15 protein-coding genes are annotated in these 13,736 nt (G+C 56.1%); 8 read left to right on the top strand and 7 right to left on the bottom strand.

The window, feature by feature from the left end; translation table 11 throughout:
- The first annotated feature begins 47 nt into the window (after window positions 1-47).
- Complete coding sequence (locus RT644_RS15610) at window positions 48-653, top strand: TetR/AcrR family transcriptional regulator (protein WP_016495718.1); 606 nt, start codon at window positions 48-50, stop codon at window positions 651-653.
- Window positions 654-885: 232 nt separating this feature from the next.
- On the opposite strand, the gene RT644_RS15605 is transcribed toward RT644_RS15610, so the two are convergent.
- The 5 genes from RT644_RS15605 to fdhF form a co-directional block, all read right to left on the bottom strand.
- The gene (locus RT644_RS15605) at window positions 886-1,047 is read right to left on the bottom strand and encodes a hypothetical protein (protein ID WP_016495717.1); all 162 of its coding nucleotides are present in this window, start codon (window positions 1,045-1,047) and stop codon (window positions 886-888) included.
- Window positions 1,048-1,158: 111 nt separating this feature from the next.
- Window positions 1,159-2,145, bottom strand: a complete 987-nt coding sequence (locus tag RT644_RS15600) for a cytochrome d ubiquinol oxidase subunit II (RefSeq protein WP_313627232.1) — start codon at window positions 2,143-2,145, stop codon at window positions 1,159-1,161.
- Window position 2,146: 1 nt separating this feature from the next.
- Window positions 2,147-3,523 (bottom strand): cytochrome ubiquinol oxidase subunit I, encoded by a 1,377-nt coding sequence (locus tag RT644_RS15595; protein WP_313627231.1) that lies wholly within the window; start codon window positions 3,521-3,523, stop codon window positions 2,147-2,149.
- Window positions 3,523-4,002: a DUF1641 domain-containing protein gene (locus RT644_RS15590; protein ID WP_097405823.1), complete on the bottom strand. Its 480-nt coding sequence runs from the start codon at window positions 4,000-4,002 to the stop codon at window positions 3,523-3,525. Before RT644_RS15590 ends, RT644_RS15595 begins: the two co-directional genes overlap by 1 nt.
- Complete coding sequence (fdhF, locus tag RT644_RS15585; RefSeq protein ID WP_313627230.1) at window positions 4,002-6,974, bottom strand: formate dehydrogenase subunit alpha; 2,973 nt, start codon at window positions 6,972-6,974, stop codon at window positions 4,002-4,004. Before fdhF ends, RT644_RS15590 begins: the two co-directional genes overlap by 1 nt.
- Before the next feature lie 518 nt (window positions 6,975-7,492).
- On the opposite strand from fdhF, the gene RT644_RS15580 reads away from it, so the two are divergent.
- From RT644_RS15580 to gap, 6 genes are all read left to right on the top strand, one after another.
- Window positions 7,493-7,675, top strand: a complete 183-nt coding sequence (locus RT644_RS15580) for a general stress protein (RefSeq protein ID WP_016495712.1) — start codon at window positions 7,493-7,495, stop codon at window positions 7,673-7,675.
- A 99-nt stretch (window positions 7,676-7,774) separates the two neighbouring features.
- Window positions 7,775-8,272 carry a ferritin-like domain-containing protein gene (locus tag RT644_RS15575; protein ID WP_045509684.1) on the top strand — a complete coding sequence of 166 codons (498 nt, stop codon included), beginning with the start codon at window positions 7,775-7,777 and terminating at the stop codon, window positions 8,270-8,272.
- A gap of 34 nt (window positions 8,273-8,306) precedes the next feature.
- On the top strand, window positions 8,307-8,813 hold the full coding sequence (locus tag RT644_RS15570; RefSeq protein WP_016495710.1) for a ferritin-like domain-containing protein: 507 nt from the start codon (window positions 8,307-8,309) through the stop codon (window positions 8,811-8,813).
- Window positions 8,814-8,879: 66 nt separating this feature from the next.
- Entirely contained in the window at window positions 8,880-9,080 is a 201-nt protein-coding gene (locus tag RT644_RS15565) for a hypothetical protein (protein ID WP_016495709.1), read from the top strand.
- Between the two features lie 141 nt (window positions 9,081-9,221).
- A complete protein-coding gene (locus RT644_RS15560) occupies window positions 9,222-10,202 on the top strand; it encodes a GlxA family transcriptional regulator (protein WP_045509692.1) in 981 nt (326 codons plus the stop codon).
- 83 nt (window positions 10,203-10,285) lie between these two features.
- A complete protein-coding gene (gene gap, locus RT644_RS15555; RefSeq protein ID WP_097405820.1) occupies window positions 10,286-11,296 on the top strand; it encodes a type I glyceraldehyde-3-phosphate dehydrogenase in 1,011 nt (336 codons plus the stop codon).
- 36 nt (window positions 11,297-11,332) lie between these two features.
- Here gap and RT644_RS15550 read toward each other — a convergent pair whose 3' ends face one another.
- Window positions 11,333-11,695: a MerR family transcriptional regulator gene (locus tag RT644_RS15550; RefSeq protein ID WP_249881638.1), complete on the bottom strand. Its 363-nt coding sequence runs from the start codon at window positions 11,693-11,695 to the stop codon at window positions 11,333-11,335.
- An 85-nt stretch (window positions 11,696-11,780) separates the two neighbouring features.
- Here RT644_RS15550 and RT644_RS15545 point away from each other — a divergent pair, with 85 nt between their 5' ends.
- Complete coding sequence (locus tag RT644_RS15545; protein WP_313627229.1) at window positions 11,781-12,665, top strand: alpha/beta hydrolase; 885 nt, start codon at window positions 11,781-11,783, stop codon at window positions 12,663-12,665.
- 37 nt (window positions 12,666-12,702) lie between these two features.
- Here the strand turns inward: RT644_RS15545 and adhP are convergent, their stop codons facing one another.
- A complete protein-coding gene (gene adhP, locus RT644_RS15540; protein WP_017457060.1) occupies window positions 12,703-13,734 on the bottom strand; it encodes an alcohol dehydrogenase AdhP in 1,032 nt (343 codons plus the stop codon).
- Between the last annotated feature and the right edge of the window lie 2 nt (window positions 13,735-13,736).

Genomic DNA, 13,736 nt, shown 5'->3' with positions numbered 1-13,736 from the left:
CTGCGTATGTCAATTCACATACGCGATGTATTTCAAAGGGAGTCAACATGGCCGTAAAACGTCGCGCGCAAACCATGGAAGAGAATCGCGCCAAACTTATCGCCGCAGCACGCAAGGCGTTTGCCGAAAAAGGCTTTGCGGCGGCATCAATGGATGAACTGACCGCCAGCGTAGGCTTAACGCGCGGGGCGCTGTATCACAACTTTGGCGATAAACAGGGCTTACTTGCCGCCGTGGTGGCGCAGGTTGATGGCGAAATGGCGCAGCGCGCGAAGATGCGCGCGCACGCCACCGATAATGCCTGGGATGCGCTACTGGCTGAAGGTGTCGCCTATATCGAAATGGCGCTCGATGCGGAAATCCAGCGCATTGTGTTGCTTGATGGCCCGGCGTTTCTTGGCGATCCTTCGCGCTGGCCAAGCCAGAATGCCTGCCTGCAGGCCACCCGTATCGCCGTTGCTGACATGGTGGCAAACGGCGAGATGAAAGAGGTGGATGTGGAATCCGCCGCGCGTTTGCTCAACGGCGCGGCGTTGAATGCCGCGTTATGGGTCGCCGCCAGTGATAACCCGCAACAGACGTTACCCAAAGTTATTAACGCGTTTTGCTTGCTGGCCAACGGGCTGCGCGCAGAGAAAAAAAACCCGGCGTAATGCCGGGAATAATGGGTAGATAACGAGTTTTAGTGTGGCGGCAAAGTGCGCCGCCGCGAAATCAGGGTAACAACAAATGAAGCCGCAAGCCGGAAAAAACAGAGTCAGTGGCAGGGCTCGCGGCTATTAAAAGGGATAAATATAACGCAGAGATGACACGGCGTCGGTGGCGAATAATACGCCCGTCGCCTGCACTCCTGTGCCACTGGTGAAACATGCTACCCGAGTGTGTTCAACCTGAAGCGGCTTCTTTCTCCAGCCTGAGCACAAAATGGTTATCGTGACGGGCAATCTTCGCCCCGCTGTTGCCGTAGTTTGCCGAGAGCATAAAAAACGTATCCGCATCGACATCAAAAGCCAGCTCAACTTCCTGGTGCTTACCTGAGCTAATCATTTGATATGCCTGCTTTAAATTATAAGCTTTTGCTATAGCCATGGATAAGTCTCCGCGCATGCTGTTGCTTACTGTAAATCTCGCCTTTACTTTATAGCCTGTTTTGCCGAACTAACCTGCAATTTTTCCACTGAAGATGCGAAAAACCCAGCTGTTATAAAGCAACGTTACGGGCACCAGTAGCGCAAACATCACCAGCAGAAATCGCTGCGTGGCCGGTGGCGCGGCGGTTTGCGTAATGCTGAGAACAGGCGGCACTATCCAGGGAAAAAGCGTAAACACCAGCGCACAAAAAGCACAACTGACTATCACCTGCACCGCCGCCAGCGGTAGAAATATCCGCCGCAATATCAGCCCCAGCCATAACAACGCAACTGCCAGTGCAGCCACCAACGAGAGTGGTAACCACAGCCACGGGTTAAACAGATGCTGCCGCCAGGTTTCGTGCAACTGCGCGCTCCATACCAGCAACCCCGCCAGCAGCAACCCGGTGACGGTGGCGAGCCACGGCATCACCCGCCGCCCCCACGTTTCCAGCTCGCCGGTACAGCGCCAGATTATCCACCCTGCCCCCATCAGGCTATATCCGCAGACCAGCGCAAAGCCGCAATAGAGTGGAAAAGGACGCAGCCACTCAAAACCGCTGCCGGTAAACTGGCGCCCATCGGTAGCAATTCCCTGTAACAGCGCGCCCACAATAATCCCTTGCGCCAGCGCCGCCAGTAGCGAACCAGCCACCAGCATCAGGTCAAACAGCCGTGGCGCATAGTGGCGGTACTCAATTGCCATGCCGCGCATCACCAGCGCCAGCAACATCACAAACACCGGGATATAGAGCGCGCTGAGGATGATGCCGTACGCCAGCGGGAAAAGCCCCAGCAAGCCGCCCGCCGTGAGCACCAGCCAGGTTTCGTTGCCATCCCAGACCGGCAGTAAAGAGAGGTTGATAATATGACGCGACTCCGGGCTGCGCTGAAAGGCGCACAGGATGCCGGTGCCCAAATCCGTGCCATCAAGCAGAACATAGACCAGCAAACTGAGCGCCAGTGCAGCGGCAGAAAGTGCATCAAGCCAGGGCAAACCTAAAATATCCGGCATATCACGTCCCCTTCCCGGTGCGTTCGGCGACCTCAGGCATGGCACTCTTTTCATGCCTCGCCGGTAAGCGCGACATCAGCTTCAGCAAAAACCACAGCCCCAGCGCAAAGAGCGCGATATAAACCACCACGGTCGCCAGCAACGAGCCCAGCACCAGTTCTGGTGAAACCGGCGCCACACTGTGCGAGGTGCGCAGCAAGCCGTAAACGGTCCAGGGCTGACGCCCCGCTTCCGTCACCAGCCAGCCTGCGAGCATGGCGATAAATCCGGCGGGTGCCAGCAGCACCATCACGCGTTGTAACCAGCGTGCCCGCCACAAACGCCCCCGCAGGCGCACCACCAGCCCGGCCATGCCCGCAGCCGCCATGGCGATGCCAAGCCCGACCATCACGCGAAACGACCAAAACACCACCGGCACCCACGGCAACGCTTCCGCCGGGTACTGGTTGAGCGTGTGAATGCGCCCTTCAAGATTGTGCCGCAAGTAGAGCGAACCGATATCGGGAATGGCGACTTCGTATAAATTGCGGCGCTGTTGCATGTCCGGCAGCGCAAATAATCGCAGCGGCTCGCCTTCGCCCGGCGGCGGTGGATCCCACGCGCCTTCCATCGCCGCCAGTTTTATCGGCTGATGGTCGCGCGTGTTTTCGCCATGCAGATCGCCAAGCACGATCTGTACCGGTGCCATCACCACCAGCATCCACAGGCCCAGTGAGAACATCTGGCGCGCCGCCGGATGTCGCGCCTCGCGCAGCAGATGCCACGCCCCGCAGGCCGCCACCAGGCACGCCGTGCCCAACATTGCCGCCACCACCATATGTGCCATGCGCCAGGGAAATGACGGGTTGATAATTGCCGCCCACCAGTCGACCGGCACAAAGCGACCATCGGCCGCCACGGCGAAGCCATCCGGCGTTTGCATCCATGAGTTGGCCGCAAGGATCCAAAACGCGCTGAACAGCGAACCAAGCGCCACAATACAGGTCGCCATAAAATGCACCCACGGCCGGACTTTGCCCATGCCGAAAAGCACCACGCCCATAAACCCCGCTTCAAGAAAGAACGCGACCAGCACTTCCATATACATCATTGGGCCGAGCACAGCCCCCGCGCGGCTGGCAAGCCCGCTCCAGTTCGTCCCGAAAGCGAACTCCATCACCACGCCGGTGACCACGCCCACCGCCACGTTAAGGGCAAAAATTTTGCTCCAGTAGCGCCACAGCGACAGCCAGAGCCGCTGCTTGCGCCAGAGCCACATCGCCTCAAGGAACATCAAAAAATGCGCCAGACCAATGGAAAAAGCCGCCAGCACAATGTGAAAGCCGATGGTAAAAGCAAACTGGCCGCGCGCCAGCACCAGTGCGGTTTCCTCGTTCATTATGCGTCGCTGGGTTTACCGGTCCACGCGGAGATCGGCTTATCAACCGGTTGCTCCATGCGCCGCGCGAAGGCTTTCATCCCGGTAAGCAGGGGTTGCAGGGCATGCCACAGATCCTCGTCCTGCAGCATCTTCCACGCCCCTTGCAGACCCGGAGCAGTATGCTCACCCGCCCCGGCAGGCTGGCTTAGCGCATCGGCCATATCGCGCAGGCCAAAGGCCAGTTTGTACATTTTCTCCGGTGGAATGCTGGAGAGCGCGAGCAGCAGCACCGCGATATTCTGTATCGCATTGAGCGTGCCTTCGCGCTGTAAGCCGTTAACCAGCACCTGCGCGATCTCCTGATTGGCACCTACCAAATCATTTGCCAGGCGCAGCACGCCATGCTGATGCAACGACTCCAGCAGTCGCGCCAGTTCTTCATGGGCATCGGGGCCAATCTTTGCCGGTTCCGGCTGATAATCAATCGCTTTTGCCATCAGAATTTCTCCGGGTGGGGTTCGGTTGCTGGCGGTTCGCGGTAATCTTCGCGCCGCCATTTCTCTTCCACTGGCACCTTGTCAATCGGGGTACGTTTACCGTGGCGGAAATTGTGCTTCGGTAGCGGGTCGGGCAGCGGCGGGCGATCCAGTGTTTCCAGGCGCACGGCCAGCTCTTTATAGGCGGGTGTATTGACCGACGGATCGTGGTGTTCGCCAGTGAGTTGGTTAATGCCATCTTTACCCTGATGAATGGAGATGAACAGCACCTTCCCCTGAACGCGATCGGTCACCACCACCGGCACCTCAACTTCTCCGCGCCGGGAGATAAGTTTTACCCAGTCGCCTTCCTGCAAGCTGCGCGCGTTCGCCAGCTGCGGGCTGATTTCCACAAACCAGTCCGGTGAAAGACTGGTGGTGCGCCCGCCCTGCCCGCTCTGGTTGGTGGACTGGAAATGCTCCAGCATCCGGCCATTGTTGAGCAACAAATCATATTCGGCATCCGCCTCTTCAGCGGGCGGTTGCCAGCTCAGCGGATAAAGCGTGGCGCGCCCGTCGGGGGATTTAAAGCGTTCGGTGTAGAGCAGCGGTGTGCTGCTGCCATCGGCGTTGACCGGCCAGATTTGCGATTTCCAGCCCTCAAGACATGAATAGCTGACACCGGCAAAGCTTTCGGCAATGCCCGCCACTTCCGCCATGATCTCCTGCGGATGTTGATAGCCCCAGTCATGGCCCATACGGGCCGCCAGTTGCGTGAGGATCCACCAGTCCGGACGGCTGTCGCCGAGCGGCTCCATTACCGGGTAGAAGCGCTGAATTCGCCGCTCAGTGTTTACAAACGACCCCTCTTTTTCCACGCTCGGACAGCCAGGCAACACCACATCAGCAAACTGCGCCGTGCGGCTAAGAAACAGATCCTGCACCACCAGAAAATCGAGATTGGTAAAACCCTGATGCACATTTTCCGCGTCCGCGTCGGAAAAGGCGGTTTCCTCGCCAATGACGTACATGGCGCGGATCACCTCCTTACGCGCCAGTTCAACCATCATAAAGTTGTCCTGCCCGACCTTGAGCGACAGGCGCTCAGCCGGTACGCCCCAGGCCTTGGCCCATTTTTCGCGGATCTGTGGATCGCTGACCGATTCATAGCCAGGGTAGAAATTTTTCAAGCAGCCAAAGTCGCTGGCGCCCTGCACATTGTTATGCCCGCGCATCGGATAGCCGCCGGTGCCGGGTCGGCCATAGTTGCCGGTCACCAGTAACAGGTTGGATAACGCGGTGCTGGTGTCTGCGCCGTGGCTGTGCTGCGTGATGCCCATCGCCCACATAATGCAGACGCTACCCGCCTTGCCGATCAACTCTGCCGCTTCGCGCAGTGTCTCTTCCTGTATGCCGGTGATTTGCGCGGCGTAATCCAGCGTAAACGGGGTTAGCGACTGGCGATAGGCGTCAACCTGGTTGACACGTTCCGCGAGGAAAGCCGCATCTTCATAACCGTGGTCAAACATATAGCGTGCCATTGCCGATGCCCATACCAGATCGCTGCCGGGATGAATGCGTAAATGCAGGTCGGCGCGTTCTGCCATTTCGTGGCGTCTTGGGTCGACCACCAGCCATTTTTGCCCGCGGTGTTTTTTTGCCGCTTTCAGGCGTGAGGCGATCACCGGATGGTTCTCCGCCGTGTTGCTGCCGACGATAATCACCAGTTCGGCCTGTTGCAGATCGTCAATCGTCCCGGCATCGCCGCCATAGCCCACCGTGCGAAACAGCCCTTCTGTGGCCGGGTTCTGGCAGTAGCGCGATGAGTTATCCACGCTGTTGGTGCCAATAATGGCGCGGGCAATTTTTTGCGTCAGATACGCTTCCTCATTGCTGCCTTTGCTGGAGCCGATAAAACCAATACTGTCCGGGCCGTACTGATCACGGGTCTGTAATAAGCGGCTGGCGACAAGGGTTAACGCTTCCTCCCAGCTTGCCGGGCGAAAACGGTCATTTTCGCGGATCAGCGGCGTGGTCAGGCGCTGCGGGCTGTTAATGAAATCCCACGCGAATTTGCCCTTAACACAGGTGGAGATGCCATTTACCGGCGCATCAACCACCGGCTGCACTTTCAGAAGCTGGCGATCGCGGGTCCACATTTCAAAGCTGCATCCTACGCCGCAATAGGTGCAGACGGTTTTGGTGCGTTTTATCTCCTGCTGGCGTAACGCGGTATCCATCACCGAAATACCGGAGATAATTTCGGCGCCGGTGGAGTTTTCCAGCACTTTAATCACATCGATCAGCGGACGTTTGAGCGACTGGCGCATCGAGGTAAAGGGCCCGGCATCCGGCTGCATGCTTTTTTCCAGCAGCGCATTACACGGGCAGACCGTCACACAATGCCCGCAACTAACGCAGCTCGAACCGGCAATTTGATTTCCCCCGTCCCATAGCACGCGCGGATGCTCCATGGTGTAATCAATGCTCAGCGTTTCGTTGACTTCCACATTCTGACAGGCATCCACGCAGCGCCCGCATAATATGCATTGATCCGGATCGTAGGTGTAAAACGGGTTGGAGTGATCTTTAACGTAAGGCTTACGCGTATACGGGTAGCGCTGAATAGGAATGTGCATATCCACCATGGTGTTATGCAATGTACAGTCGCCAGTATTGTGTTCGCACACGGTACAATAAAGTTCATGTTTCGCCAGCAGACGATCCATGCCCTCTTCGCGCGCCGCCCGCGCCTGGCTGTCCAGCGAGTTAATCACCAGCCCGTCATGGCTTCGCAGCGTACAGCCGCGCACCAGCTTCCCCGCCTGTTCGACCCAGCACACATCGCAGGTCTGTAACGGATCGAGCGCCGGGTGGTAGCAAACATGGGGTAGCGTGATATTGCAGGTTTCAAGAAAATCGATCAGCGGGACATTTTCGGGGCCAACCAGCGCCCTACCGTCGTACAGGACGGTACATTTTTGCAGGCTCATCTTGCTTCCTCACCAAAAAACGCTGTACGCGCACTCCCCGGTTCGACAGCTCAGTGAACTGGCAAAAAGTCGTTCCTGTTCAGGGTGACGTATCGGTTATGAAATTTAAAAGTAGTTGCCGCGTGAGCGGCGAGCCAAACGGCAAGATACATTCTGCATCCCTGTTTGAGACTTCTCTTAAAACCATAAGAAATCATGATGATTTACCAAAACAAAATGTAAATTTATGTCAATAAATGCCATTTTCATGCCAGAAACCACATGAAAAAAGGTAGGTAATAACGAGAGGTAATATTCGTTTTCTATCTACTTTTTGCTAAGTGACTTATTTTAAAGATACATCCTCAATGCCGCTTTGTTTAAATAACCAGCAGCTACACCTAAAGGAGTATTTTTTTGCATAGGAATTTTCACGTTTGACTATTTCACTACAGCGACTAACTTTAATCCCTGAACGCAGTGAACATGGTTTCGAATATTCATGTTCATATATTTAACAACGAAACAGGAGAAATATTATGGCTGAACATCGTGGCGGCTCAGGTAATTTCGCCGAAGATCGTGAAAAAGCGTCCGAAGCGGGCCGCAAAGGCGGTCAACACAGCGGTGGTAATTTCAAAAATGATCCACAGCGCGCTTCCGAAGCAGGTAAAAAAGGCGGCCAGAATAGCCACAGCGGCGGCCGTAAATCAGGGGATTAATTTCTGATTTAATTTTTTACCGCATCAATATATTTATTTTATTCCTGGCGAGCCGGCAACGGCTCGCTATTTTTAACCTGAAATTAAAGGTCTTTAATTATGCAGATTAATACGCTAAACGATTTATTTATCCACGGCTTGTCGGACATTTACAGCGCAGAAAAACAGCTTGCCCGCGCGTTAGCCAAACTGGCACGCGAAGCCTCTACACCCGAGCTGGTGCAAGCCTTCAAACAACACATGGAAGAGACGCAAGGCCAGATAGAGCGCATCGATCAGCTGCTTGAAGCCGAAAGCGGCCTGAAGTTAAAACGCATGAAGTGTCATGCGATGGAAGGTTTAGTAGAAGAAGCCGACGAGGTGATTGAAAGCACTGAAAAAGGCACTATTCGTGACGCCGCGTTAATTGCCGCTGCGCAAAAAGTTGAACATTATGAAATTGCCTCTTACGGTACGCTTTGCACCCTTGCCGATCAATTAGGCTATAAAAAAGCGAAAAATCTTCTGGCGCAAACGCTGGAAGAGGAAAAAACCACCGACAATTTACTTACCAAAATTGCGACCAGCAAAATTAATTCCAAAGCGGAAGTAGAATAAACGTCATTGAGTTAATTCCACCTGAGGTAAACGTATGACACGCGAAGAGAATTATCACGACTGGCTACGTGACGCACATGGGATGGAAAAACAGGCAGAGTCGATGCTGGAGGCAATGGCTAAACGCATCGATAATTATCCTGTGTTGAAAAGCAAAATTGAAAGTCATTTAGCCGAAACCCGCGAACAAATAGTGTTACTTGAAGGGCTTATTGATCAATGCGGAATATCGCGATCGGTCCTCAAAGACACCATGGGTAAAATGGCGGCAATGGGTCAAGCCGTTGGCGGTGTCTTTAATTCCGACGAGGTGGTTAAAGGCGCAATAGGTGGCTATGTCTTTGAGCAATTTGAAATTGCGTGCTACACCTCATTGATTAGAACGGCTGAAGAATTGGGCGATGTTAACGGCGTGCAGGTGCTGCAAAAAATTGTGGCGCAAGAGATTGAAATGGCGGAGTGGATGCTCCAGCACGTGCCGGAAGTGACAACTCAATTCCTTGACCGCTCCAGCGCGCCCGGCGTTGAAGCGAAAAAATAACCTGCGTTTATTGTTAATGGAGAGACGACGATGCTGCCAAAGCTGAAACGCGTAAGGAATGTGTTAATGAACAACCGTGCCAGTGACGATCTCGGCTGGCAGGTGTTGAGTGAGTTTGAACGCGCCCGGGAGCTAAAACCCTTTGTCGCCGGGCAACCTGCCAGCAACCATGATGAGGCTGAACTGCCGCAACCCGATCTTTCTCTCGACCCCGTGCAGGAATATCTGGTCACGACGATGGCTAACCGTAAACAGGCCAGCGAATAACGCCACAGACTGCGTTATTCGATAACATTTTGTGTCTTGTTAGATTTGCCCGGAGCGGAGACTCCGGGTTTTTTATTGCCCGTCATCCGCGCCCTTCAGCGCAGGCTTGACTTAAAATGTATTTGGCGTACGTTTCAGGACATGAAAACATTCCTGATTATTGTTCCTGATGGCGGCATGCTGTTCGAAGCCGCCGGTATTGCCGACATTCTGATGCAGGCCAACCAGCTACATCCGGATGAGACCGCGCAGCCGCGCTATCGCGTTACCGTTGCCACCACCCAGCCTCACCAGGTGATCCATGGCCAGTCCGGGCTGAACCTGCTGGCCGATCACCGCCTGCCGGAGATCGATCCGCGCCAGCCGTGGGACACCATCATGATAACCGGTCGCGGTACTGATGCCGAAGAAGGTACGGCCGTGGTGGACTGGCTGCGCCTTGCCGCGCCGCACGCGCGTCGGGTCGTTTCTATTTGCGGTGGCGCGATGCTGCTGGCACAAAGTGGGTTGCTTAACGGACGGCGCGCAACCACCCACTGGCGGCTGCTGGAAACCATGCAGAAAGAATACCCCGCGGTAACCGTTGAAGGCGGCCCGCTCTATATTCAGGACGGGCCAGTCTGGACCTCTGGCGGCGTCAGTTCCGGCTTCGATCTCACGCTGGCGCTGGTCGAAGATGATTATGGCTTCTCACTGGCGCTGGATATCGCGCAGAACATGGTGATGTACTTGCGCCGCCCCGGCGGTCAGTTGCAGTTCAGCCGCTATCAATTGCAGCAGGCCAGCGGCGTCGGGCCAATCAGCGAACTGCAAAACTGGATCCTTGCCAACCTGGCTGAGGATTTATCCGTTGAGCGGCTGGCGGAACAGGTTGCGATGAGCCCGCGCAATTTCACCCGCGTCTTTACCCGTGAAAGCGGCGTTTCTCCCGCACGCTATGTGGCCGAAGCGCGGCTCGCCGCCGCACGTAGCCGGCTGGAGCAAACCAGTGAAACCCTGGATCAGATCGCCGCCGCCACCGGTTTCGGCAGCAGCATCAATCTGCGGCGCATTTTCGAACGCCAGTTACACCTGACACCAGGCGATTACCGCCAGCGCTTCCACTGCCGCAAATTGGCGTAAAGTGATCCTTTTTTGTCGTTTACGCCAAACCATGACCGGCCTACAGTAACTGCAGTTAGTTACCGCACAGGAAGGAGTCAATTATGGTTAAGGTCGGCATTAATGGTTTTGGCAGAATTGGACGCAACGTGTTACGCGCGGCGCTGGGCAACCCGGAGATTCAGATCGTGGCGATTAACGATCTGACAGACAGCAAAACTCTCGCTCATCTGCTGAAACATGATTCTCTGCTCGGCACCCTGCCCGTTCCGGTAGAAGCGGGTGAAGGCCAGTTGTTCGTCGATGGCAATGCGGTGCGTGTGTTCAGCGAACGCGATCCGGGCAACATTCCATGGCGCGATGTTGGCGTGGAAGTGGTGATTGAAGCCACCGGTTTCTTCACCGAACGTGACAAAGCCGAAGTGCATATCAGCCGCGGCGGCGCAAAACGGGTGATTATCTCCGCACCGGGTAAAAATGATGATTTAACCATCGTGCTGGGCGTGAACGATAGCCAGTACGATCCCAAACGCCATTTTGTGGTCAGCAACGGCAGTTGTACCACCAACGGACTGGCCCCTGCCGCGCAAGTCCTGCATCAGCGCTTCGGGATCGAACATGGCCTGATGAACACCACCCACGCCTATACCAACAGCCAGGCGCTGCACGACCAGCCGGAAAAAGATCTGCGCGGCGCGCGTGCTGCGGCGCTGTCGATTGTGCCTTACTCCAGCGGGGCGGCGAAAGCGCTCGGCAAAGTGATCCCGGAACTCGACGGCCGGTTGACAGGCTACTCTCTGCGCGTACCGGTTCCGGTGGTGTCGATTGTTGACCTGACGGTCACGCTAAAACGTGACGTTACGGTTGAAGAGGTAAATGCCGCGTTCCGCGAAGCCGCAGAGACCGGTCCGCTGAAAGGTATTCTCGGTTACAGTGACGAACCGCTGGTTTCCAGCGATTACCAGGGCGACCCGCGCTCGTCGATCATTGACGGATTATCAACGCTGGTGATTGGCGGCAATCTGGTGAAAATCCTCGCCTGGTATGATAACGAGTGGGGCTTCTCAAATCGCCTGGTTGAACTGGCAAGCCTGATCGGCAAACGCGGTTTATAACGGCGAGGCTTCCGCCCTGCACATTATGACGACGCCTCAGGGCGTCGTTTTTTGTTTTGTCGCGCCCAGCGCGGCAACCAGTTGCGCGCGGCGGCGTTCAAGGGTGGCGATTTGCGCCTCAATCGTCGCCAGCCGTTTACGCTGCAACGCGCGCGTTTGCGGACACATCGTCGCCCCTTCTTCATTGCGCATACAGGCAGGAAAAGCGGCAATTTCAGCAATGCTAAACCCCGTGGCGATCAACTGCTGGATTTGCCTCACCTGGCCGAGCGCCTGCGGTGGAAAGTAGCGATAACCGTTGCAGGCACGCGTGCTGCACAGCAGACCGTGGCGATCATAATGGCGGATAGAGCGCACGCTAATGCCCGTTTGTCGGGCGAGTTCGCCAATTGAAAACATTCTCTTCCTCCCGGTAAATGGCTTGACTCTGACACCAGTGTCAGGGTTGAGGATAGCCGCGAACATTCATCTGGAGGAACATTTTATGCTGTTATCCCCTGGCCGTTATCTCGCTATTTTGTTATTCAGCTTTTCCGCCTCGCTGTTTGCCAGCGACAAGCAGTACACCGTGACCTCGGCGGACGGTGTGGAACTGGCGGTACAAGAGTCCGGCGCGCCGCAAGGCAAGCCGATTATTTTTATTCACGGCTTATTAGGCAGCCACCTGAACTGGGAAAAACAGCGTCAGGATCCGGCTTTGCAACGTTTTCGCTTCATCAGTTTTGATATGCGCGGCCATGGTCTGTCGGCCAAACCGACGCAGGCAGAGGCCTACCGCGAGGGAAGCCGCTGGGCGGAAGATGTCGCCGCCGTGATTGCCGCAAGCCATGCAAAAAAACCGCTGCTGGTCGGCTGGTCGCTGGGTGGCGCGGTGATCAGTCACTACCTGGCGCAGTTTGGTGACAAAGCGCTGTCTGGCGCGCTGTATGTCGACGCCGTGGTGGAGTTAACGCCCGATCAGATCCCGGCGCATCCGCAAGTCTATCAGGCGATGACCTCGGCGGATCTAGCCACCCACCTGGATGGCGAGCGCGAATTTCTGCGGCTCTGCTTCTACCAGCAACCTGACCCGGTTACCTTCGCGCGCCTGCAAGCCAATGCGGCGATGGCCTCCTGGGAGATGCAACGCGCCGTACCGTCAATGAAAGTTGTGCTTGAGCAGGGGCTGGGAAAAGCGACAATCCCGGTACGCTTTATCTACGGCAGGCATGACCAGCTGGTGGAGCCACACGCATCGCTGGCGCGTGCCAGAAGTGTGAATCCCCGTATTAGCGCGGTGTGGTTTGACCATTCGGGGCACGCCCCGTTCCTGGAAGAGCCAGCCCGTTTTAACCAGCAGCTGGCAGAGTTTGCGGATGCTCTGTACTGAAACGCCAAACGGGGCATCGCTGCCCCGTTTTACTCTGTTACTTCGACATATCAACGACGATCCTGCCGGTGATTTTCCCGGCGCGCATCCGCTCAAAAATGCTGTTGATATTCTCCAGCGGCTCCACGGCGATTTCCGCATGGACTTTGTTGCGCCCGGCGAAATCCAGCGCTTCCTGCAGATCTTTACGCGTACCGACAATCGAACCGCGCACCGTGGTGCCATCGAGCACCATGTCAAAAATCGACAGGTCGAATTTCCCCGGAGGTAAGCCGTTGAGCACCATGGTGCCGCCACGGCGCATCATGGTTGTTGCCTGCTCAAACGCTTTTGGCGATACCGCGGTCACCAGCACGCCGTGCGCACCGCCAAACTCGCTATGGAAACGCGTTCCCGGATCTTCCTGGCGCGCATTGACCACCACCGAGGCACCGAGACGGCGGGCAAACGCCAGCTTGTCATCATCAATATCGACCGCCGCCACGTTCATGCCCATCGCCACCGCGTACTGGATCGCCAGGTGTCCCAGACCGCCGATACCCGACACCACCACCCACTCTCCGGCGCGCGCTTCGGTCATTTTCAGCCCTTTATAGACTGTCACCCCGGCGCAGAGGATCGGCGCGATACTCTGAAAATCGACATTATCCGGCAAAATCCCGACATAGCTGGCATCGGCCAGGCAATATTCGGCAAACGTACCGTTTACCGAATAGCCGGAGTTTTGCTGCGAATGGCACAGGGTTTCCCAGCCGCCAAGGCAGTGTTCACAGTGACCACATGTTGAGTAGAGCCACGGCACACCGACACGATCGCCCTCTTTCACATGCTTCACGCCCGGCCCGACAGCCACCACATGGCCGACACCTTCGTGGCCGGGGATAAACGGCGGGTTCGGTTTAATCGGCCAGTCGCCATCGGCGGCGTGTAAATCCGTGTGACACACGCCGGTCGCTTCAATTTTGACGAGGATCTTGCCCGGTTCAACAGCCGGCACCATCACCTCTTCAATCACCAGCGGCTGACCAAAGGCTTTCACCACTGCGGCTTTCATGGTTTTCAGTTGCATAT

The organism is Kosakonia sp., from assembly GCF_032104925.1.
GTDB lineage: Bacteria > Pseudomonadota > Gammaproteobacteria > Enterobacterales > Enterobacteriaceae > Kosakonia.
This window is presented reverse-complemented; position numbering and strand designations above follow the sequence as displayed.